This is a genomic window from Bradyrhizobium sp. Ghvi (assembly GCF_900115265.1).
Taxonomy (GTDB): Bacteria; Pseudomonadota; Alphaproteobacteria; order Rhizobiales; family Xanthobacteraceae; genus Bradyrhizobium.
In genome coordinates this window covers 324,481-345,292 of record NZ_FOVU01000002.1, presented here as the reverse complement: position 1 = coordinate 345,292, position 20,812 = coordinate 324,481, and the positions used below count along the sequence as shown (strand labels likewise).

Annotated in this window: 21 protein-coding genes; 20 read left to right on the top strand and 1 reads right to left on the bottom strand. The window is 63.8% G+C overall.

The window, feature by feature from the left end:
* Window positions 1-3: 3 nt before the first annotated feature.
* The 17 genes from nuoI (at window position 4) to BM374_RS08265 (ending at window position 17,372) form a co-directional block, all read left to right on the top strand.
* Window positions 4-498 carry an NADH-quinone oxidoreductase subunit NuoI gene (gene nuoI, locus BM374_RS08345; RefSeq protein WP_191093171.1) on the top strand — a complete coding sequence of 165 codons (495 nt, stop codon included), beginning with the start codon at window positions 4-6 and terminating at the stop codon, window positions 496-498.
* Between the two features lie 137 nt (window positions 499-635).
* A complete protein-coding gene (locus BM374_RS08340; RefSeq protein ID WP_092290882.1) occupies window positions 636-1,274 on the top strand; it encodes an NADH-quinone oxidoreductase subunit J in 639 nt (212 codons plus the stop codon).
* Entirely contained in the window at window positions 1,271-1,579 is a 309-nt protein-coding gene (gene nuoK / locus BM374_RS08335; RefSeq protein WP_036010170.1) for an NADH-quinone oxidoreductase subunit NuoK, read from the top strand. Before BM374_RS08340 ends, nuoK begins: the two co-directional genes overlap by 4 nt.
* An 8-nt stretch (window positions 1,580-1,587) precedes the next feature.
* Window positions 1,588-3,708: an NADH-quinone oxidoreductase subunit L gene (gene nuoL, locus BM374_RS08330; RefSeq protein WP_092290880.1), complete on the top strand. Its 2,121-nt coding sequence runs from the start codon at window positions 1,588-1,590 to the stop codon at window positions 3,706-3,708.
* On the top strand, window positions 3,709-5,217 hold the full coding sequence (locus BM374_RS08325) for an NADH-quinone oxidoreductase subunit M (protein WP_092290878.1): 1,509 nt from the start codon (window positions 3,709-3,711) through the stop codon (window positions 5,215-5,217).
* 22 nt (window positions 5,218-5,239) lie between these two features.
* A complete protein-coding gene (gene nuoN, locus BM374_RS08320; RefSeq protein WP_092290876.1) occupies window positions 5,240-6,676 on the top strand; it encodes an NADH-quinone oxidoreductase subunit NuoN in 1,437 nt (478 codons plus the stop codon).
* Between the two features lies 1 nt (window position 6,677).
* Complete coding sequence (locus tag BM374_RS08315) at window positions 6,678-7,484, top strand: biotin--[acetyl-CoA-carboxylase] ligase (protein ID WP_092290874.1); 807 nt, start codon at window positions 6,678-6,680, stop codon at window positions 7,482-7,484.
* A complete protein-coding gene (locus tag BM374_RS08310) occupies window positions 7,484-9,154 on the top strand; it encodes a ribonuclease J (RefSeq protein ID WP_092290872.1) in 1,671 nt (556 codons plus the stop codon). The genes BM374_RS08315 and BM374_RS08310 overlap by 1 nt, the downstream gene beginning before the upstream one ends.
* Before the next feature lie 13 nt (window positions 9,155-9,167).
* On the top strand, window positions 9,168-9,572 hold the full coding sequence (mce, locus tag BM374_RS08305; protein ID WP_092290870.1) for a methylmalonyl-CoA epimerase: 405 nt from the start codon (window positions 9,168-9,170) through the stop codon (window positions 9,570-9,572).
* 9 nt (window positions 9,573-9,581) lie between these two features.
* Entirely contained in the window at window positions 9,582-9,857 is a 276-nt protein-coding gene (locus BM374_RS08300) for a DUF1467 family protein (protein ID WP_092290868.1), read from the top strand.
* Between the two features lie 239 nt (window positions 9,858-10,096).
* Window positions 10,097-10,444: a hypothetical protein gene (locus BM374_RS08295; RefSeq protein ID WP_092290866.1), complete on the top strand. Its 348-nt coding sequence runs from the start codon at window positions 10,097-10,099 to the stop codon at window positions 10,442-10,444.
* 32 nt (window positions 10,445-10,476) lie between these two features.
* A complete protein-coding gene (gene mtnK / locus BM374_RS08290; protein ID WP_092290864.1) occupies window positions 10,477-11,766 on the top strand; it encodes an S-methyl-5-thioribose kinase in 1,290 nt (429 codons plus the stop codon).
* 207 nt (window positions 11,767-11,973) lie between these two features.
* The gene (locus BM374_RS08285) at window positions 11,974-13,563 is read left to right on the top strand and encodes an ABC transporter substrate-binding protein (RefSeq protein WP_092290862.1); all 1,590 of its coding nucleotides are present in this window, start codon (window positions 11,974-11,976) and stop codon (window positions 13,561-13,563) included.
* A 60-nt stretch (window positions 13,564-13,623) separates the two neighbouring features.
* The gene (locus BM374_RS08280; RefSeq protein ID WP_092290860.1) at window positions 13,624-14,547 is read left to right on the top strand and encodes an ABC transporter permease; all 924 of its coding nucleotides are present in this window, start codon (window positions 13,624-13,626) and stop codon (window positions 14,545-14,547) included.
* On the top strand, window positions 14,544-15,365 hold the full coding sequence (locus BM374_RS08275; protein ID WP_092290858.1) for an ABC transporter permease: 822 nt from the start codon (window positions 14,544-14,546) through the stop codon (window positions 15,363-15,365). Before BM374_RS08280 ends, BM374_RS08275 begins: the two co-directional genes overlap by 4 nt.
* A complete protein-coding gene (locus tag BM374_RS08270; RefSeq protein WP_092290856.1) occupies window positions 15,362-16,342 on the top strand; it encodes an ABC transporter ATP-binding protein in 981 nt (326 codons plus the stop codon). The genes BM374_RS08275 and BM374_RS08270 overlap by 4 nt, the downstream gene beginning before the upstream one ends.
* Window positions 16,335-17,372, top strand: coding sequence for an ABC transporter ATP-binding protein (locus BM374_RS08265; RefSeq protein ID WP_092290854.1), 1,038 nt, complete (start codon window positions 16,335-16,337; stop codon window positions 17,370-17,372). Before BM374_RS08270 ends, BM374_RS08265 begins: the two co-directional genes overlap by 8 nt.
* On the opposite strand, the gene chrA is transcribed toward BM374_RS08265, so the two are convergent.
* Window positions 17,369-18,601, bottom strand: a complete 1,233-nt coding sequence (gene chrA, locus BM374_RS08260; RefSeq protein ID WP_244552554.1) for a chromate efflux transporter — start codon at window positions 18,599-18,601, stop codon at window positions 17,369-17,371. The genes BM374_RS08265 and chrA overlap by 4 nt on opposite strands.
* Before the next feature lie 198 nt (window positions 18,602-18,799).
* Here chrA and BM374_RS08255 point away from each other — a divergent pair, with 198 nt between their 5' ends.
* The 3 genes from BM374_RS08255 (at window position 18,800) to BM374_RS08245 (ending at window position 20,801) form a co-directional block, all read left to right on the top strand.
* Entirely contained in the window at window positions 18,800-19,009 is a 210-nt protein-coding gene (locus BM374_RS08255; RefSeq protein WP_092290850.1) for a hypothetical protein, read from the top strand.
* 52 nt (window positions 19,010-19,061) lie between these two features.
* On the top strand, window positions 19,062-19,784 hold the full coding sequence (locus BM374_RS08250; RefSeq protein ID WP_244552553.1) for a hemerythrin domain-containing protein: 723 nt from the start codon (window positions 19,062-19,064) through the stop codon (window positions 19,782-19,784).
* A 195-nt stretch (window positions 19,785-19,979) separates the two neighbouring features.
* The gene (locus BM374_RS08245) at window positions 19,980-20,801 is read left to right on the top strand and encodes a chromate resistance protein ChrB domain-containing protein (protein ID WP_092290846.1); all 822 of its coding nucleotides are present in this window, start codon (window positions 19,980-19,982) and stop codon (window positions 20,799-20,801) included.
* Window positions 20,802-20,812: the final 11 nt, after the last annotated feature.

Here is a 20,812-nt window from a genome sequence, read left to right as displayed (position 1 = left end):
GTCATGGGTATCAACGTCAACGCCACTGCACGCTCGCTTCTGCTGTCGGAATTCGTCTCGGCGTTCTTCCTCGCCATGCGCTATTTCTTCCAGCCGAAGCCGACGCTGAACTATCCGTTCGAGAAGGGTCCGATCTCGCCGCGCTTCCGCGGCGAGCACGCGCTGCGCCGTTATCCGAACGGCGAAGAGCGCTGCATCGCCTGCAAGCTGTGCGAGGCGGTCTGCCCGGCGCAGGCCATCACCATCGAGGCCGGCCCGCGCCGCAACGACGGCACCCGCCGCACCGTGCGCTACGACATCGACATGGTGAAGTGCATCTATTGCGGCCTCTGCCAGGAGGCCTGTCCGGTCGACGCCATCGTCGAAGGTCCGAACTTCGAGTTCGCGACCGAGACCCGCGAGGAACTGTTCTATGACAAGGCCAAGCTGCTCGCCAACGGCGACCGCTGGGAACGCGAGATCGCGAAAGCGATCGAGCTCGACGCGCCGTACCGGTGAGGTGAGGGCATGATCCTTCCCGTCACCTCCTCGTCCTTCCGGGGCGCGCGAAGCGCGAACCCGGAATCTCGCGCCACAACCTCTGGATTCCGGGTTCGCGGGCTTTGCCCGCGCCCCGGAATGACGGGGAATGCCCAATGATCCTTCCCGCGCTGTTCTTCTATCTCTTCGCCGGCATCTGCGTCGCCTCGGCGGTGATGGTGATTGTCTCGCGCAATCCCGTGCACTCCGTGCTGTACCTGATCCTGGCCTTCGTCAACGCGTCCGGCCTGTTCGTGCTGATGGGCGCCGAATTCCTCGCGATGATCCTGATCGTGGTCTATGTCGGCGCGGTCGCGGTGCTGTTCCTGTTCGTGATCATGATGCTCGACGTCGACTTCATCGAGCTGCGCGAAGGCTTCATCCAGTACCTGCCGGTCGGTGTCGTGATCGGCGGCATCTTCCTGTTCGAGCTGCTCCTGACGGTCGCCGCCTGGGTCATCAATCCCAACGTCGGCAAGACCATCACGGCGCCGATCCCCGCCAACGTCTCGAACACCGAGGCGCTCGGCCTCGTGCTCTATACGAAGTATGTCCACTACTTCCAGCTCTCGGGCATGGTGCTCCTGGTCGCCATGATCGGCGCCATCGTGCTGACGCTGCGTCACAAGGCGAGCGTGAAGCGGCAGGACATCAACGTTCAGAACGCGCGCACGCCCGAGATGGCGATGGCGATGCGCAAGGTGGCGCCGGGGCAGGGGCTCTCGGACGCGGATGCGGCGGAGTGGGTGAAATGACGATCGGGCTCGGACATTATCTGGCGGTCGGCGCGATCCTGTTCACGCTCGGCATCCTCGGCATCTTTCTGAACCGCAAGAACATCATCGTCATCCTGATGTCGATCGAGCTGATCCTGCTCTCGGTCAACATCAACCTGGTGGCATTCTCGAGCTTCCTCGGCGACATCGTCGGCCAGGTCTTCGCGCTGCTGGTCCTGACCGTTGCGGCCGCCGAAGCCGCGATCGGTCTTGCCATCCTGGTGGTCTATTTCCGCAACCGCGGCTCGATCGCGGTTGAGGACGTCAATCTGATGAAGGGCTGAGCTCTCACATGGTTCAGGCAATCGTTTTCCTGCCGCTGCTGGGCGCCATTCTGGCCGGCCTGATCTCGCTCGTCGGCGCGCATGGCCGCAACCCCTCCGGCGACGAGCTCGAGCATCACGGCGATCACGGCCATGATCACGGTGCTGGCGCGCACGCTCATGCGTCCGATACGATCAACGAGGATGCGTCGGTCATTCACGAGTCCCACCACGAGCCGGGCGACGGGCACGACGATCACGGCCATGGCCCGGTCGAGCCCCCGGCGGCGGGCTCGCGCGGCGCCGAGCTGATCACGACCGCGTTGCTGTTCGTCTCGGCGGCGCTGTCCTGGATGACGCTGGTCGATGTCGGTTTCAACGGCCACGACCTCAGGATCCAGCTCTTGCCCTGGATCTTCTCCGGCGAGCTAGAGGTCTGGTGGACGCTGCGCGTCGACACGCTCACCGCCGTGATGCTGGTGGTGGTGACGACCGTGTCCTCGCTCGTGCACCTCTATTCCATCGGCTACATGGATGAGGATCCGTACCGGCCGCGCTTTTTCGGCTATCTCAGCCTGTTCACCTTCGCCATGCTGATGCTGGTGACTGCTGACAACCTCGTGCAGCTGTTCTTCGGCTGGGAAGGCGTGGGCCTGGCGAGCTACCTGCTGATCGGCTTCTGGTACCAGAAGCCGTCGGCGAATGCCGCTGCCATCAAGGCCTTCGTGGTCAACCGCGTCGGCGACTTCGGCTTCGCGCTCGGCATCTTTGCGATCTTCATGCTGACGAGCTCGACCGATTTCGAGACCATCTTCCATGCGGCTCCCGGCCTCACCGGCAAGACCATCGACTTCCTCGGCTGGCATGCCGATGCGCTGACGCTGATCTGCCTCCTGCTGTTCATGGGCGCGATGGGCAAGTCGGCGCAGTTCCTGCTGCACACCTGGTTGCCGGACGCGATGGAAGGCCCGACCCCGGTCTCGGCGCTGATCCACGCCGCGACCATGGTCACCGCCGGCGTGTTCATGGTGGCGCGCCTGTCGCCGCTGTTCGAGCTCGCCCCGAACGCGCAGGCCGTCGTGATGTTCTTCGGCGCGACCACGGCGTTCTTCGCGGCGACCATCGGTCTCGTCCAGAACGACATCAAGCGCATCGTGGCGTATTCGACCTGCTCGCAGCTCGGCTACATGTTCGTCGCGATGGGAGCAGGGGCCTATTCGGTCGGCATGTTCCACCTGTTCACGCACGCCTTCTTCAAGGCGCTGCTGTTCTTGGGCTCCGGCTCGGTGATCTACGCGATGCATCACGAGCAGGACATCCGCAACATGGGTGGCCTCTGGAAGAAGATTCCGTACACCTTCGCGGTGATGACCGTCGGCACCCTGGCGCTGACCGGCTTTCCGCTGTTCGCCGGCTACTTCTCCAAGGACGCGATCATCGAGGCGGCCTATGCCTCGCACAATCCGTTCTCGACATACGCCTATCTGCTGACGATCGTGGCCGCCGGCCTGACCTCGTTCTATTCCTGGCGTCTGGTGTTCAAGACCTTCTTCGGCGAACCGCACGACCAGGAGCACTATGAGGCCGCGCACGAGAGCCCGATCTGGATGCTGATCCCGATCGGCGTGCTGGCCGTCGGCTCGGTCCTCGCCGGCTTCCCGTTCAAGGAGCTGTTCACCGGGCCGCACGGCGTCGAGGAGTTCTTCCGCGAGTCCGTGAAGATGAACCCGCATATCCTCGAGGATATGGAGCACATGCCGCATCTGCTCGGCTGGCTGCCCTTCGTGATGATGGTCGGCGGCTTCCTGGTATCCTACACCTTCTACATCCGTAAGCCGTATCTGCCTGTCGAGCTCGCGAACACGCAGCCGATGCTCTACAAGTTCCTGCTCAACAAGTGGTACTTCGACGAGCTGTACGACTTCATCTTCGTCCGTCCGGCGAAGTGGATCGGCTATCAGCTCTGGAAGAAGGGCGACGGCTTCATCATCGACGGCTTCGGTCCCGACGGCGTTTCGGCCCGTGTGCTGGATATCACCCGCAACGTCGTGAAGATCCAGACCGGCTATCTCTATCACTACGCATTCGCCATGCTGATCGGCGCCGCCGGCCTGATCACCTGGTTCATGTTCGGCTTTGGAGGCCAGTAAATGACAACCTGGCCCATCCTTTCGGTCACGACGTTCCTGCCGCTGGTCGGCGCGCTGATCGTTTACCTGAGCCGCGGCGACGACGAGGCGTCCAGGCGCAATTCGCGCTGGATCGCGCTCTGGACCACGATCATCACCTTCGCCGTTTCGGTGATCCTGGTCATGCGCTTCGACCCTGCCAATGCCGACTTCCAGTTCGTCGAGAAGACGGCCTGGCTCGCGACCGGCATAACGTACCACATGGGCGTCGACGGCATTTCGCTGCCGCTGGTGATCCTCACCACCGCCGTGATGCCGTTCTGCATCATCGCGAGCTGGAAGGCGATCACCAACCGCGTCCGCGAATACATGATGGCGTTCCTGATCCTGGAAACGCTGATGATTGGCACCTTCTCGGCGCTCGATCTCGTGCTGTTCTACCTGTTCTTCGAAGGCGGCCTGATCCCGATGTTCCTGATCATCGGCGTCTGGGGCGGTCCGCGCCGGGTCTATGCCTCGTTCAAGTTCTTCCTCTACACGCTGCTCGGCTCGGTGCTGATGCTGCTCGCCATCATGGCGTTGTACTGGAACGGCGGCACCACCGACATCCCGACCCTGATGCACACCGCCGTGCCGCGGTCGATGCAGACCTGGGCCTGGCTCGCCTTCTTCGCCTCGTTCGCGGTGAAGATGCCGATGTGGCCGGTGCACACCTGGCTTCCCGACGCGCACGTCGAGGCGCCGACCGCGGGCTCCGTGGTCCTCGCCGCGATCCTCTTGAAGATGGGCGGCTACGGCTTCCTGCGCTTCTCGCTGCCGATGTTCCCGCTGGCCTCGCACGATTTCGCGCCGTTCGTCTTCACGCTCTCCGCCATCGCCATCATCTACACCTCGCTGGTGGCCTTGATGCAGGAGGACATGAAGAAGCTGATCGCGTACTCCTCGGTCGCGCATATGGGCTTCGTCACCATGGGCATCTTCGCCGGCACCATGCAGGGTGTCGCCGGCGGCGTGTTCCAGATGATCTCGCATGGCATCGTTTCCGGCGCGCTGTTCCTTTGCGTCGGCATCGTCTACGACCGCCTGCACACCCGCGAGATCGCGGCCTATGGCGGCCTCGTCAACCGGATGCCGCTTTACGCCATGACCTTCATGGTCTTCACCATGGCCAATGTCGGCCTGCCCGGCACGTCGGGCTTCGTCGGCGAGTTCATGACACTGCTCGGCACCTTCAAGGTCTCGATCCCGACCGCGTTCTTTGCCTCGACGGGCGTGATCCTCTCGGCTGCTTACGCGCTTTGGCTCTACCGCAAGGTCGTGTTCGGAGCGCTGGTCAAGCCGTCGCTGGCGAGCATCAAGGATCTCACCTTGCGCGAATGCGTGACGCTGTTCCCGATGATTGCCCTGACGATCCTGTTCGGCGTCTATCCGAAGCCGGTGCTCGACATGTCGGCCGCCTCGGTCCAGCAACTCGTCAACAACTACAACACCGCTGTGACGGCCGTGAAGGCCGCCGCACTGCTCCATTGATCGGGCAGGTCAGGATATCGTCATGAGCTTTACGACTGCAGGTTATCAACTGGCGCCGGTGCTGCCCGAGCTCGTGCTCGCGATCGGCGCCATGGCGCTTCTGATGCTCGGCGCCTATCGCGGGCAGGGCACCACCAGCGCGGTGACCTCGCTGGCGACCGTGCTCCTGATCGCGGTTGGCGTGCTCGAATACATGCTGCCATCAGGCAAGCAGGTGACCTTCGGCGGCAGCTTCATCGTCGATGACTTCGCGCGCTTCATGAAGATCCTGGCCCTGGTCGGCTCGGCGGTGACGCTGATCCTCTCGGCCGAGTTCCTGGCCGACGCCTCCCGCCGCATCTTCGAATATGCGATCCTGGTGCTGCTCTCGACGCTCGGTATGATGGTGCTGATCTCGGCGGGTGATCTGATCTCGCTTTATCTCGGCCTCGAATTGATGTCGCTCGCCCTTTACGTCGTGGCGGCCTCGAACCGCGACAACGCCAAGTCAACCGAAGCCGGCCTGAAGTATTTCGTGCTCGGTGCGCTGTCCTCGGGCATGCTGCTGTACGGCGCCTCGCTGGTCTATGGCTTCACGGGCACCGTGAGCTTCACCGGCATCGCCGCGGCGGCGACGATCTCGAACACGGGCCTCGTGTTCGGCCTCGTCTTCCTGCTCGCCGGCCTCTGCTTCAAGGTCTCGGCCGTGCCGTTCCACATGTGGACGCCCGATGTGTATGAGGGCGCGCCGACGCCCGTCACCGCCTTCTTCGCCTCGGCGCCGAAGGTCGCCGCGCTCGCCGTCTTCACCCGCGTCACGCTGACCGCATTCCCCGGCATCGTCTCGCAATGGCAGCAGATCCTGGTGTTCGTGGCGATCGCCTCGATGGCGCTGGGCTCGTTCGCCGCCATCGGCCAGAGCAACATCAAGCGCCTGATGGCCTATTCCTCGATCGGCCATATGGGCTTTGCCCTGGTCGGGCTTGCCTCGGGCACGGTCGAGGGCGCACAGGGCGTACTGATGTACATCGTGATCTATGTCGCGATGACGCTCGGCTCGTTCTCGATCATCCTAGCCATGAAGCGCAATGGCCAGGCCGTCGAGCAGATCAGCGATTTCGCAGGGCTCTCGCGCACCAATCCGCTGCTCGCCTTCATGTTCGCGATGCTGCTGTTCTCGCTCGCCGGCGTTCCGCCGCTCGCCGGCTTCTTCGCAAAATGGTACGTCTTCGTCGCCGCCATCAAGGCGAACCTGTTCACGCTCGCCGTGATCGGCGTGCTCACCAGCGTCGTCGGCGCCTACTACTACCTCGCCATCGTCAAGACGATGTACTTCGACGAGCCGGCCGGCCAGGTCGATCCCGTCAGGGTCGAGGTCAAGACGGTGCTGGCGGTCGCGGGCCTGTTCAACATCCTGTTCGCAGTGTTCGCGGGTCCGGTGGTGAGCGTCGCTTCGGCCGCCGCCAAGTCGCTGTTCTAGGATGGGTTTCGCGCTCGGTCCTCGCGCATTGGCCGCGGGCTACAAGCTCGCAGCCTTGGAGCGGACCGGCTCGACCAACGCCGATGCGATCGAAGCGGCCCGCGCTGGCGAACGCGGTCCGATCTGGTTCGTGACATCAGAGCAGACCGCCGGCCGTGGCCGTCGCCAGCGCCCCTGGATCGCGCCTAAAGGCAATCTCGCCGCCAGCGTCCTGGAAGTCCTGGATGTCGCGCCTGCGGTGGCCGCCACGATCGGCTTCGCTGCGGGGCTGGCGGAAGAGGCCGCCTTGGAGAAGGTCAGCCTGGAGGCCGCGCTGCGGCTCGGCCCCGACCGGCCCCGATACGCCCTGAAATGGCCGAACGATGTCCTCGCCAACGGCAAGAAGCTGGTCGGCATTGGCCTGGAGGCCGAAGCCGTCGGCAATCGCCTCGCCATCGTTACGGGCATCGGCACCAATATCGTGGCGGCGCCCGAGGGCACGCCGACGCCGGCGGTCTCGCTCGCTGCCCTCGGCGTCCAGATCAGCGCGGAAGAGCTGTTTTCGGCGCTCTCGGACGCCTGGGTCGAGTTCCGCGGCATCTGGGATAATGGCCGCGGTTTTGCCGAGATCCGTAAGCTGTGGCTGGAGCGCGCCGCGCGCCTCGGCGAGCCCATTGCGATCCACACGGGTACCATGGTGCTGGAAGGCATTTTTGACACGATCGACGACACCGGCTGCCTGATCGTCCGCACCGCGGAGGGCCGGCTTGTACCGATCGCCGCGGGCGAGGTGTTCTTCGGCCCGGTCCGTTCGGTGGGAGCTGCGTGATGGCAAGGCCCGACGAACTGGTGTTTGCGCCGCTCGGCGGTGTCGGCGAGATCGGCATGAATTTGTCGATCTATGGCCTCGGCAACCGCCACCAGCGTTCTTGGTTGGCGGTCGATCTCGGTGTCTCCTTCGGCGATGAGGAGCATCTGCCCGGCATCGATTTGATCATGCCTGACATCAGCTTCCTGGAGAAGGAGCGCAAAAACCTGATGGGCCTGGTGCTGACTCACGCCCATGAGGATCACTTTGGCGCCATCATCGATCTCTGGCCGAAGCTGAAATGCCCGATCTATGCGACCCAGTTCAGTGCGGCGCTGTTCGAGGCCAAATGCGCCGCCGAGCGCAATGCGCCGAACATTCCGGTTACGGTGGTCCCGTCAGGCGGCCGTATCGACGTCGGCCCGTTCAATGTCGAGTTCATCCCGGTCGCGCATTCGATTCCGGAAGCGCATGCGCTCGCGATTCACACCGACGCCGGAGTGGTGTTGCACACCGGCGACTGGAAGATCGATCCGACCCCGACGCTGGGACGACCGACCGACGAGAAGCGGCTGCGCGAGCTCGGCGAGGAGGGCGTGCTCGCCTTGATCGGCGATTCCACCAACGCCGTGCGCGACGGCCGCTCGCCGTCCGAGGCCGAAGTCGCTCGCACCATCATCGATCTCGTCAAATCGGCCAAGGGCCGCGTCGCGGTCACGACCTTCGCCTCCAACGTCGCGCGCATCAAGGCCGTCGCCGATGCGGCGAAAGCTGCCGATCGCGAGGTCGTCGTGGTCGGCCGCGCCATGGAGCGCGTGGTGCAGGTCGCGCGCGAGACCGGCTATCTCGACGGTGTGCAGAACTTCCGCTCGCCCGAGGTCTATGGCCATCTGCCGCAGGACAAGGTGCTGGCGCTCTGCACCGGCAGCCAGGGCGAACCGCGCGCGGCGCTGGCCCGCATCGCCAATGACGACCATCCTGAGATCACCCTCAACCGCGGCGACAGCGTGATCTTCTCCTCGCGCACCATCCCCGGCAACGAGAAGGCCGTCGGTTCGATCATCAACAATCTGGTGCTGCAGGGCGTCGAAGTCCTCACCGACCGCGATCATCTGGTCCACGTCTCGGGCCATCCGCGCCGCGATGAATTGCGCGACATGATCTCCTGGGTGAAGCCGCAGCTCCTGATCCCCGTCCATGGCGAAGCGCTGCATCTGAACGATCACGCAAAACTTGCGCGCGCCGCCGGCGTGCCTCGTGTCCTGGTCATTCGTAACGGTGACCTCGTCAAGCTCGGTCCCGGCGATCCCGGCGTGGTCGGCGAGGTGCCATCCGGTCGGCTCTACAAGGACGGCACCATTCTGGAGGACTCCAAATCCCGCGCGGTGGTCGAACGCCGCCGCATGGCGTTCTCGGGCTGCGCGTTCGTCGCCATCGCCATGACCGCCCAGGGCGAGCTCGCCGGCGAGCCCGAGGTCGATCTGGTCGGCATTCCCGAGAAGAACCGGGCAGGCGAGCCCTTCGACGACATCGTTTTCGACGCCGTGATGTCCACGGTCGAGGGCCTGCCGAAAGCCCGACGCAGGGATCCGGACGCCCTGGCTGAATCGGTGCGACGCGCCGTCCGGGCCGTCATCAACGAACATTGGGGCAAAAAGCCCCCCTGTCTGGTACATGTCCTGACAGTATAACGGGGAGACAACCATGCTGGGCCGGCTCAACCATGTCGCGATCGCGACCAAGGACGCCGTCAAGGCCGCCAGGATCTACGGCGCGGCATTCGGGGCGCAGATTTCCGAGGCCGTCGCGCTGCCCGAGCATGGCGTCACCACCGTCTTCGCGACGCTGCCCAACACCAAGATCGAGTTCATCGAGCCGTTAGGTGAGACCTCGCCGATCGCAAAATTCCTCGAGCGCAATGCCGACGGCGGCATCCACCATGTCTGCTACGAGGTCGTCGACATCATCGCCTCGCGCGACACGCTGGTGAAGGAGGGTGCGCGCGTGCTCGGCGACGGCGTTCCGAAGATCGGCGCCCACGGCAAGCCGGTGCTGTTCCTGCACCCGAAGGACTTTTCCGGCGCACTGGTCGAAATCGAGCAGGCGTAAGACCGGATCATGGCCTATCAGATCTCAACCGGGCTCGCGATCTACTTCGTCATCTGGTGGATATCGTTGTTCTTGACGCTGCCGTTCGGAGTCCGCAGCCAGCACGAGGATGGTGGCGGTGCGCCCGGCACCGATCCGGGCGCCCCTGTTCTGACCGGCATGAAGCGCAAGCTGGTCTGGACCACCATCATCTCGGCGATCATCTATGGCCTCGGCGTTGCCGCCTATCACGCCGGTTATCTCTCGCTCGACCGTCTTTCGAAATTGATGGGAATGCCGTTTTAGCTTCACCTCGCCCCGGAGGGGAGAGGTCGGATTGCTCCTGGCGATGCGAAGCAATCGTCCAGTGCAATCCGGGTGAGGGGCCGCAATAGACGGGCAGACAGTAACCCCTCACCCGGATCGCATCGTTCGATGCGATCCGACCTCTCTCTTCGGGAGAGGTGTAGTGCCACGACGATACACCTTGCCTGGTCGCCTTACTCGCTTAGAATTTTGTGCTGTTTCATTGTTGGGGGGAGCAAATGACTTTTCAGAGGATCGTCGTCGCGCTTCTGGTGCTTGTTGTCGCTGGCCTCGGCGGCGTCGGCTATGTCGAGTGGAAGATGGCTGTGCAGGTGCGAACGCTGAAAGCCTTCGTCGAGGGCTACGTCTTCAACGAGGCGGTGCTGGCCTGCGAGCAGGCCAAGAGCTCGACGCCGTTCAAATGGAACGGCGGCAAGAGCACCTCGGTGATCGGGTTGAACTCGGTCAAGACGGACAAATACACCGTCTATGCCAGCTACACGCTGGTGGCGGACAGCGTCTATTGTGATTACGATCCCATCAAAAGAAAGGCCGAGATCGGCTCGAGCTTCCTGGAGCGGGAGTAACGATCCGGCCCTCAATACTGGGAAGGATCGTCATGACTGGGAGCCGGGCAGGGGACTATCGGATTTTGCATGAGGCGGCCTTGCGGGACTATCTCGCGGGCTTGCCTGACCTCGTAGCCCAGCTCGGGGGCGAGCCGGCTGCTTGGGCCATCACCGAGGTCGGCGACGGCAATCTCAATCTCGTCTTCATCGTGAAGGGCGCGCGCGGCGGCATCGCCGTCAAGCAGGCACTGCCTTACGTCCGCCTCGTCGGCGAAAGCTGGCCGCTGCCGCTGTCGCGGGCCCATTACGAATATCTCGCGCTGACCCGGCAGGCCAAGCTTGCGCCTGGCCTCGTGCCGGCGCTGCTGCATCACAACGAGACGCTGGCGCTCACCGTGATGGAACTGCTCGAGCCCCACATCATCATGCGCAAGGGGCTGGTCGCAGGGATACGCTATCCGCGCTTTGCGGACGACATCACCACCTTCATGGCGCGGAATCTGTTCTTCACGTCCGACCTCGCGATCCCTGCGGCCGAGAAGAAAGAGGCCATCGCGGCGTTCGCCGGCAACCATGCGCTGTGCAAGATCACCGAGGATCTGATCTTCACCGATCCCTATCGCATCGCCGAGCAGAACCGCTGGACCGCGCCCCACCTCGATGGCCTCTCGGCGTCCTTGCGCGAGGACATGGAGCTGCATGTTGCGATCAGCCGCCTGAAGCTGAAATTCATGGCGAGCCCCGAGGCGCTAATCCATGGCGATCTCCACACCGGCTCGATCATGGTAACGGAGAGTCAGACGCGGGTGATCGATCCCGAGTTCGCCTTCTACGGCCCGATGGGCTTTGACGTCGGCGCAGTGTTGGCCAATCTGCTGATGGCTTATTTCGCCTCCGCTGGCCACGAACGCGGATCGGGCGAGCGGGCGGTGTTCGAAGCCTGGGTGTTGGAGACAGTCGAAAGCGTCTGGAACGAATTCACGCGAAAATTCCTCGACCTCTGGCGATCGGAGGCGAGCGGCGATGCCTATCCAGTCTCGCTCTTTACCGGGGAAAAGGGCGCCGTGCGGCTCGAGGCCGAACGGCAGGCCTACATGCAGCGCCTCTTCACCGACACGCTCGGATTCGCCGCCGCCAAAACCATCCGCCGGATATTCGGTCTCGCCCACAACATCGATTTCGAGCTGATCGAGGACCCGAAAAAGCGTGCGGTGAGTGAGGCGCGCGCCGTTCGGCTCGCGCGCGGGACGATGGTGGAAGCGGCAGCGTTTCGGACGATCGCTGACGTGACGGGTGCAGCGCGAAAGCTGAGGGACTGGCAGCCGGAATTGTCAGCCTGAAGACGTCGAAAATGTTCACGAGCTGGTCGCTCGATGACGCACTGCGTCAATCGGCGAACTTGCGTCGCGCAGGAATGCAACCTGTCATGTAGTCTCCGTACCTGCCTCAGGAACCGGCATTGATTGCCGTCAAAACGAAGCTTGCATTCAACGGGCGACGAATGATCAAATCCCTGATCGGAGTACCTGCGCTATTTGGGGGGACACATGATGTTCAGAATGATGGCAATCATCGCCGGCCTGGGACTGGTGCTCGCAGGATCGGCGGAGGCCCAGACCCCGCGCAAGGGCGGAACCATCCGCATGACCGCGCCCTATGGTTCGAGCTTCACCAGTCTAGACATCCACACCACCCAACGCGCCCAGGACGAAATCTACGCCAAGGCGCTGCATCGCTCGCTCTACACCTGGGATTCGGCGGAGGGGAAGCCGGTTCCCGAGCTTGCGAAGGAGGTCGTCGTCTCGGGCGGCGGCCTCGTGCAGACCTTCAAGCTCCGGGACGATGCCTATTTCCACAATGGCCGCAAGATGACGGCTGACGACATCATCTGGACCTTCAACCGCATCATGGACGGCACCAAGGCCTATCCAGGCGCGCGTTTTGTTCGCATCATCGAGGGCGCGGCCGCGGTCGAGAAGGGACAGGCCAAGGAGATCTCCGGCCTCAAGAAGATCGACGACTTCACCCTCGAGATGAAGCTGACCGAGAAGGTCGATCCCGGCTTCTATTTCTTCACCGCATTGACGTCGATTTATCCTGCAGACGAGGGCGCCAAGGAAAGTTTCATCCAGCATCCGATCGGACTCGGTCCGTTCAAATTCGTCGAGCACGTGCCGGGCTCGCGCATCGTTCTGGAGCGGTGGGACAAGTTCTACAAGCCCGGCAAGCCCTATGCCGACAAGGTCATCGTCTCGATCATGGGGGAGGCCGCGGCGCGCGACGTCGCCTTCCGCAACAAGGAAATTGATACCTCGGTGCTCGGACCGGCCCAATATGTCGCCTATCAGGCTGATCCCGATCTCAAGGGCACCATCGTCGAAGTCGCCGAAGTCTTCACGCGCTACATGGGGATGAACCCCGCGTTCAAGCCGTTCGCCGACAAGCGCGTGCGGCAGGCGATCAACTACGCGATCGATGCCGATCTGATCATCAATAAGCTGGTCAAGGGCAAGGCCTACCGCGCCACCAGCTGGCTGCCGCTGACCTCACCGGCCTACGACAAGGCGATGAAGCCGTACCCTTACGATCCGGCGAAGGCCAAGCAGCTGCTCGCCGATGCCGGCTATCCAAACGGCTTCGAATTCGAATGGACCACCAGCCAGAATGAAAGCTGGGGCCTGCCGATCGTCTCGGCCGTCATCCCGATGCTGGACAAGGTGGGCATCAAGGCGAAGGTCAAGCAGGTCGAGACCGCGGTGCTGGCGGAGGTGGTGCGCACCGGCGACTACCAGGCCTTCATCTATTCCCAGCAGAGTGGCCCGGATCCGCTGGCGGCGTTGAAATGCTTCCACTCGTCGACGCCGCAGCCGGCCTGCAACTACATGAATTTCAAGAACGCCGACTTCGACAAGATCCTCGACGAGGCGGGACAGACGGACGACGCCGCGAAGCGCACCCAGCTGCTGCAAAAGGCCAATGCACTGCTCTACGAGGAGGCGCCGGTCTGGTTCTTCAACTACAACAAGGCGGTCATGGCCGTGCAGCCCTGGCTCCACGGCATTCAAAAGAACCCGACGGAGCTGACCCACCAGAACGCCGAAGAGCTCTGGGTCGACGAGACCTCGCCCGCAAAGTGACACGCGTTCTCTTGGCTTCCCTCATCGCAATGAGCGATGGGGGGAGGGAAGAAAGTGCCGATGCTCTCCTTCCTGATCCGTCGTCTGCTGCAAACCATTCCGACCGTGCTCGCCGTCGTGCTGCTGGTGTTCGTGCTGTTCAGCGTCGTTCCCGGCAGCATCGTATCGAGCATGAGCGACGATGCCGATCCCCAGGTCGAGCTTCGCATGAAGCAGCAACTCGGCCTCGACGATCCCGTCCATGTTCGCTTCGGCAAGTACATCGCCAAGCTCGCGACCGGTGATTTCGGGACCTCGTTCCGCACCCGCGAGCCCGTGACGACCATGATCGCCAAGCGGGCCTGGCCGACGCTGCAGCTGATCTTCACGTCCATGGCGTTCGCGGTTCTGCTCGGCGTGCCGCTCGGTTTCGTCGCGGCATTGCGACCGGGCGGGTTCGTCGACAGTGCGGCGATGTTCGTGGCGGTGTCGGGCCTCTCGATCGCGAAATTCTGGCTCGGACTGGTGCTGATGTATTTGTTTGCGTTGAAGCTCGGCTGGCTGCCGAGCTTCGGCTATGGCGATGGGAGCCTCAAATATCTGCTGCTGCCGGCCGTGACGCTCGGTGTCTCGCCGATGGCATTGCTGGCGCGGACGACGCGCGCCGCCGTCCTCGAGATCATGACCGCCGATTTCGTCCGCACCGCGCGCTCGAAGGGCATGAGCGAGATCAGGGTGGTGAAGTGGCACGTCATGCGCAACGCGCTGGTGATCATTCTCACCACCATGGGCCTGCAGTTCGGCGCGCTGATGGGGCAGGCGGTCGTGGTCGAGAAATTGTTCTCCTGGCCAGGCATCGGCTCGCTGCTGGTCGATAGCGTGCTCCAGCGCGACGTTCCCGCCGTCCAAGGCTCCATCCTGGTCGTGGTGCTGGCCTTTCTCGCGATCAATCTCTTGATCGACGTGCTCTACGGCGTGATCGATCCCAGGATCAGATACGCATGAAGCTCCGCGCCAATCTCGTCATCGGCGGCGTCTTGTTCGCGCTTGCAATCGTCGTCGGCCTGCTGGCGCCGTGGCTGGCGCACACCGATCCGGTCCTCGACGCCAACCTCGTGAACGCGGAGGAGCCGCCAAGCTGGACCTGGTGGTTCGGCACCGACGACCAAGGCCGCGACATCTATTCCCGCGTCGTCTATGGCGCCCGCGTCTCGCTGACGGTCGGCATCGTCTCGCAGCTCATCAACAGCGTCATCGGGGTCGCGCTCGGCCTGAGCGCGGGCTATTGGGGCGGTTGGTGGGACGATGTCGTCAATGCCCTGACCAATCTCATGCTCGCGATCCCCTCGCTGATCTTCGCGCTCGCCATCATGGCGGTGCTTGGACCGGGCCTGACCAGCCTCTTGATCGCGCTCGGGCTGACCAACTGGTCCTTCACCTGCCGGATCGCGCGCGCCTCTGCGCTGTCGCTGCGGAGCCAGGGCTATGTGCAGGCGGCGACCGTGCTCGGCTACGGCGATCTGCGCATCATGATCACGCAGCTGTTGCCGAACATGCTGGGGCCGATCGTCGTCATCGGCACGCTCGGCATGGGCAGCGCGGTCTTGTCCGAAGCTGCGTTGTCGTTCCTTGGTCTTGGCGTGCAGCCGCCGTTTCCGAGCTGGGGTAGCATGCTCTCGGACGCGCGCGAGCAGATCACGACGGCGCCGTGGCTCTCGGTATTTCCGGGCCTTGCCATCTTCCTGACTGTGCTCGGTTTGAACCTGCTCGGCGACGGCCTGCGCGACATTCTCGATCCGCAATCGCGGAGCCGGCGGACATGACGGAGGCGCCGCTGATCGAAGTCGAGGACCTGCGCATCGATCTCGACGACGGAGCGAAGCGCGTCGCCGCGGCCGAGGGCGTTTCATTCCGCATCTCGCGCGGCGAGACGTTCGGTCTCGTCGGCGAATCCGGTTGCGGCAAGAGCATCACGGCGCTGGCCCTGATCGGCCTGTTGCGGCCGCCACTGTCGATTGGCAGCGGTGTCATCCGGTTTGAGGGCAAGGAGATCCAGCACCTGTCCGCGGCCAAACAGCGAGACCTGCGCGGCAACAGCATCGCCATGATCTTCCAGGAGCCGATGACGGCGCTCAATCCGGTGTCGCCGGTGGGACGGCAGATCGCGGAAATGTTCGTGCTGCACAAGGGTAAGAGCTGGCGCGAGGCCAACAAGCTCGCGATCGAAGCGCTGGCTGATGTCCGCGTCCCCGCGCCGGAGCGGCGCGTGAACGACTATCCGCATCAGCTCTCCGGCGGCATGCGCCAGCGCGTGATGATCGCGATCGCGCTCGCCTGCGGGCCGGATCTGTTGATCGCCGACGAGCCGACCACCGCGCTCGACGTCACCGTGCAGGCCGAGATCATCGAGCTGATGCGAAATCTCTGTGCCGAGCGCGGGACGGCGATCCTGATGATCAGCCACGATCTCGGCCTCGTCGCCAATGTCTGCCGCCGCGTCGCGGTGATGTATGCCGGCCGCATCGTCGAGGAGCGCGGCTCGGCCGACATCTTCCGCAACCCCTCGCATCCCTATACCCAGGGCCTCGTCGACTCGCTGCCGCGGCTGGGCAGCCGCGCAGCGCTCGGGCGTAACAGGCTCAAGGAGATCGCGGGCGTGGTCCCGGCCATCACCAGTTTTCCCGATGGCTGCCGCTTCAATCCGCGCTGCGCGCAGGCGACGGAGATCTGCCGCACGACCGCGCCGAAGACGGACATGCTGGAGGCGGGCGGTCTGGTGAGGTGTCACCACCATGCATGAACCGCAGGGGAGGCCGGATAACGATCTCATCCTCAGCGTCGAGGATCTCGCGGTTCATTTCCCTGTTGGCGGCGGCCTGCTGGGCCGTGGCGAGCGGCTGCTTCGCGCCGTCGACGGCGTCGACCTCACCTTGAAGCGCGGAGAATGCCTCGGCCTGGTCGGCGAGTCCGGCTCGGGGAAATCGACGGTCGCCCTGTCGATCCTGGGCCTGCTGACGCCGACGCGCGGCCGCATCGTGTTGGACGGGCAGGTCGTGACATCAAGGCAATCGCGCGATCGCAAGTCGCTCGCCCGCACCGTTCAGATCGTGTTTCAGGATCCCTACGCCTCGCTCAATCCGCGCCAGACCGTGCGTCGCACGTTGGAAGATCCCTTGCGCGTGCACGGCGTCACCGCAAGAAGCGAGATCGAGGACCGCGTCGCAACGATGCTGCGGCATGTCGGCCTGCGGCCCGAGCAGGCCGATCGTTACCCGCACGAATTCTCGGGTGGTCAGCGCCAGCGCATCGGCATTGCGCGCGCGCTGATCCTCAATCCCAAGATCGTCATCTGCGACGAGCCGGTGTCGGCGCTCGACGTCTCGATCCGCGCCCAGATCATCAATCTGCTGCTGGAATTGAAGGAGACGCTCGGCCTGTCCTACATCATGATCAGCCACGACCTCGGCGTCGTCGAGCACATGAGCGACCGCGTCGCCGTCATGTATCTCGGCCGCATCGTCGAGAACGGCGACTGGCGCGAGATCTTCGAACGGCCGGCGCATCCCTATACGCAAGCCCTGATCGCAGCGATTCCGGATCCTTTGCGCCAAGCTGCGTTGGCGACGACAGGCGGCGATCTGCCAAATCCGCTCAATCCGCCGAACGGATGCGCCTTCAGCCCGCGCTGTCGTTACGCGGAAGCCGTGTGCCGCCACGAGCCGGGGCCAGTTCTGGAGACGCGCCCCGATGGACATGCGGTGCGGTGCTGGCGCGCTGACGAGATTGCCGGCCGTGCAGAACTGGCTATGACCGAAGGTGGACCTCGCTAAAGCAGCGCCATCGCCGTTCCCGCAGCGGCGCTGAAGGCGACGACGATCAGCGGAGGGGCGCGCCAGGCGACCAGCAGGACGAAGCCGACAAGCGCGATGCCGAAATCCCGCGGCGAATGCACGGTGGTGGTCCAGACCGGATTGTACAGCGCAGCACCGAGCACGCCCACCACCGCGGCGTTGACGCCGCGCATCATCGCCTGGGCGCCGGCGCGCGTCCGGAACGAGTCCCAGAACGGCAATGCGCCGAGCAGGACCAGGATTCCCGGCAGGAAGATGCCGACAAGGCCGAGCGCCGCGCCGGCCACGCCGTGCGGCTCCGGAGAGACCACCGTGCCGAGATACGCCGCGAACGTGAACAGCGGGCCCGGCACCGCCTGGGCCGCGCCATAGCCGGCGAGAAAGGCATCGTCGCTGAGCCATCCCGGCGCGACGAAGGCTTCGCGGAGCAGGGGAAGCACGACGTGCCCGCCGCCAAAGACGAGCGCGCCGGAACGGTAGAAGGCATCGAACAGCGCGACGCCCGCGGATCCCGTCAGACCCCGCAGCAGGGGAAGCCCGGCCAGCAGGACGAAGAACGCCCCGAGCGTGAGCAGCCCGACGGTTCGGGATACCGGCATCGCGACGTGCCCTGATGGCGCCGGCGCATCGCTGCGGCATAGCCACAGACCCGCGAGGCCGCCGAGCATGATCGCTCCGATCTGAGCGATCGACGCCGTGCTGAACAGAATGATGAGCGCTGCGACCGCTGCGATCGAGGCGCGCGCGCGGTCGGGACAAAGGTTGCGCGCCATGCCCCAGACCGCCTGCGCCACGATTGCGACGGCGGTGAGCTTCAATCCGTGCAGCAATCCGGCGCCGGCAGGCCCGCCTAGCGCGTTGGCGCCATAGGCGAACAGGACGAGGATCAAAGCCGACGGTAGGGTGAACCCGGTCCAGGCGGCAAGCGCGCCGAGGTAGCCGGCCCGCATCAGGCCGATCGAAAAGCCCACCTGACTGCTGGCGGGTCCTGGCAGGAACTGGCACAGCCCGACCAGGTCGGCATAGGCGTGCTCGTCGATCCACTTCCTCCGCACCACGAACTCGTCGCGGAAATAGCCGATATGGGCGATCGGACCGCCGAAACAGGTGAGGCCGAGCTTGAAGAAGATGCGCAGGACTTCCAGCGGCGAGCCGGCGCGGGGCGGCTGGTTGACGGACACGTCTGGTGACGAGTTGAGATGGCTCACGGACGCTCGATCGGGTTCCGGGACAGGTTTACCGAACTTCGGTCAACGATGTCCAATCCGGTCAGCAAATGCTTGAAATTCATGCGGTCTTATCGAATTTCGTCATTGGAACGAGGCCTGACGTCGTCCGTTGGTGCGCCGTCGCGCCAGACGCTTTTCGAGTCCGGCGAGGCCATATTAGCAGCGAGGAGACTGAGCATGGCAAGTGCGGCAGATCGCGATCCCCGGCACCATACCCAGAAGATGCAGAAGGCGCTCCACGATATCCGGAACCATCTGCGTGAAGACGTGCAGAAGGTGGATGAACCACAGCTCAAGGCGATGTTCGAGACCTCCGCCGAGGTTCTGGGCGGGCTCGAGAAGGCCTTCAGGGATTACGAGCAGAAGAACGAAAAGGCCTGGCGCTGAGGGACCGGCGCCCGCGCCAAGTGTGAGCCCAAAACTCCACGGGAGGGCCGTGATGGTCGTCATGTCAAGCAAGCGTCGCTTGCTGTTGCTCGGAGGAGCGCTGGCGGCGATCGCGGCGCCCGCCGTCGTCACAGGCCCGGTCTTTGCCGAACGCAAAAGTGTCGGCGCGAAGGAGAAGGGCAGGGAGAAGAAGGACGAAGAGGTCACCCCGCCCGAAGATCTGATGCGCGAGCATGGCGTGCTCGATCGCGTGCTATTGCTCTACGAGGCTGGAATCCGGAAGCTCTCGTCAAACGAGGATTTCGATCCCGCCCTGATCACGCAGTCCGCCGGAATCGTCCGCGATTTCATCAACAACTACCATGAAAAATCCGAGGAGCAGCACGTCTTTCCGCGCTTCAGGACAGCGGGCCAGATGACCGATCTGGTGGACACCCTGCTGCGCCAGCACGAGGCGGGCCGGAAGGTCACGGACAATATCCTGAGGCTTGCGCCGTCGGGCCGAAGCAACGCCGACGATCGGAGGCAGCTGATCGGTGCGATGCAATCGTTCATCACGATGTATCGACCCCACGCGGCTCGCGAGGACACTGATCTCTTTCCGAAACTGAAAGACGTGGTGTCTTCCAACGAATACGACGCGATGTCCGAGGATTTCGAGAAGAAGGAGCACGAATTGTTCGGTGCAGATGGCTTCGAGAAGATGGCGGCTCGCGTCGCCCAGCTCGAACATCAGATGGGCATTCACGACCTCAACCAGTTCACGCCGCGCTGATGGCGCCGGTAGCTCGCGGTTCCTATGCGACGCCGGCTTCGAGCCATGATGTCTTCGAGTTGATTTCTTTGCAGCTTTCGGCACGGGCGGGTTGACAGCCCAGCCACCAGGGTTTTTATTTCCGGTCCGGGGAAATGCGATCTCCCCGCGAGGCGACATGCCCAAGAATCGCGTCCTGATCACCAAGGGCGCAGCATGTCCACATCATACACTTCGATTTCACCCGACAAATTATCCCGCCTGATCGGCACGGCCAACGCGCCGACGCTGATCGATGTCCGCATAGACGAGGATTTCGCGGCCGATCCGCGTTTGATACCCGGCGCGACCAGACGCTCTCATCTCGACGTTCAGGATTGGGCTTCGCGCCTGACCGGGCAGTCCGTGGTCGTCATTTGCCAAAAGGGGCAGAAGCTCAGCGAAGGAACGGCCGCCTGGCTCCGCTGCAGCAACGTTGATGCAGAATCCTTGGAAGGCGGCCATCTCGCCTGGAAGGAAGCGAAGCTTCCGACCGTTCCAGTGAGCAGGATGCCCAAGCGCGACGGACGCGGCCGCACGGTATGGGTCACGCGAGCGCGTCCCAAGATCGACCGTATCGCCTGTCCCTGGCTGATCCGGCGTTTCATCGATCCCGCCGCCGTGTTCCTTTACGTGTCGGCCGCGGAAGTCGAGGCCACGGCCGACCGGTTCAATGCCACGCCCTTCGACATTGAAAATGTGTTCTGGAGCCACCGTGGCGAACTCTGCACCTTCGACGTGATGGTGCAGGAGTTCGGACTTTCGACACCGCCGATGGTCAGGCTCGCCGAGATGGTGCGGGCCGCCGATACGGCGCGGCTCGATCTCAGCCCGGAGGCTCCGGGCCTGCTGGCTGCTTCGCTCGGCCTGTCGCGCATGTTCGATGACGACCTCGAACAGCTGGATGCCGGCATGCTGCTCTACGATGCGTTTTACCGATGGTGCCGCGACGCAACCGGCGAAACGCACAACTGGCCGACCAACAAGGTCAAGCGCTAACGGGCATGGCT

What these genes read in the sequence shown, in the direction of transcription:
- nuoI (WP_191093171.1), top strand. Translation starts at nt 4, where the DNA reads ATGGGTATCAACGTCAACGCCACTGCACGCTCGCTTCTGCTGTCGGAA.
- BM374_RS08340 (WP_092290882.1), top strand. Translation starts at nt 636, where the DNA reads ATGATCCTTCCCGCGCTGTTCTTCTATCTCTTCGCCGGCATCTGCGTC.
- nuoK (WP_036010170.1), top strand. Translation starts at nt 1,271, where the DNA reads ATGACGATCGGGCTCGGACATTATCTGGCGGTCGGCGCGATCCTGTTC.
- nuoL (WP_092290880.1), top strand. Translation starts at nt 1,588, where the DNA reads ATGGTTCAGGCAATCGTTTTCCTGCCGCTGCTGGGCGCCATTCTGGCC.
- BM374_RS08325 (WP_092290878.1), top strand. Translation starts at nt 3,709, where the DNA reads ATGACAACCTGGCCCATCCTTTCGGTCACGACGTTCCTGCCGCTGGTC.
- nuoN (WP_092290876.1), top strand. Translation starts at nt 5,240, where the DNA reads ATGAGCTTTACGACTGCAGGTTATCAACTGGCGCCGGTGCTGCCCGAG.
- BM374_RS08315 (WP_092290874.1), top strand. Translation starts at nt 6,678, where the DNA reads ATGGGTTTCGCGCTCGGTCCTCGCGCATTGGCCGCGGGCTACAAGCTC.
- BM374_RS08310 (WP_092290872.1), top strand. Translation starts at nt 7,484, where the DNA reads ATGGCAAGGCCCGACGAACTGGTGTTTGCGCCGCTCGGCGGTGTCGGC.
- mce (WP_092290870.1), top strand. Translation starts at nt 9,168, where the DNA reads ATGCTGGGCCGGCTCAACCATGTCGCGATCGCGACCAAGGACGCCGTC.
- BM374_RS08300 (WP_092290868.1), top strand. Translation starts at nt 9,582, where the DNA reads ATGGCCTATCAGATCTCAACCGGGCTCGCGATCTACTTCGTCATCTGG.
- BM374_RS08295 (WP_092290866.1), top strand. Translation starts at nt 10,097, where the DNA reads ATGACTTTTCAGAGGATCGTCGTCGCGCTTCTGGTGCTTGTTGTCGCT.
- mtnK (WP_092290864.1), top strand. Translation starts at nt 10,477, where the DNA reads ATGACTGGGAGCCGGGCAGGGGACTATCGGATTTTGCATGAGGCGGCC.
- BM374_RS08285 (WP_092290862.1), top strand. Translation starts at nt 11,974, where the DNA reads ATGATGTTCAGAATGATGGCAATCATCGCCGGCCTGGGACTGGTGCTC.
- BM374_RS08280 (WP_092290860.1), top strand. Translation starts at nt 13,624, where the DNA reads ATGCTCTCCTTCCTGATCCGTCGTCTGCTGCAAACCATTCCGACCGTG.
- BM374_RS08275 (WP_092290858.1), top strand. Translation starts at nt 14,544, where the DNA reads ATGAAGCTCCGCGCCAATCTCGTCATCGGCGGCGTCTTGTTCGCGCTT.
- BM374_RS08270 (WP_092290856.1), top strand. Translation starts at nt 15,362, where the DNA reads ATGACGGAGGCGCCGCTGATCGAAGTCGAGGACCTGCGCATCGATCTC.
- BM374_RS08265 (WP_092290854.1), top strand. Translation starts at nt 16,335, where the DNA reads ATGCATGAACCGCAGGGGAGGCCGGATAACGATCTCATCCTCAGCGTC.
- BM374_RS08255 (WP_092290850.1), top strand. Translation starts at nt 18,800, where the DNA reads ATGGCAAGTGCGGCAGATCGCGATCCCCGGCACCATACCCAGAAGATG.
- BM374_RS08250 (WP_244552553.1), top strand. Translation starts at nt 19,062, where the DNA reads ATGGTCGTCATGTCAAGCAAGCGTCGCTTGCTGTTGCTCGGAGGAGCG.
- BM374_RS08245 (WP_092290846.1), top strand. Translation starts at nt 19,980, where the DNA reads ATGTCCACATCATACACTTCGATTTCACCCGACAAATTATCCCGCCTG.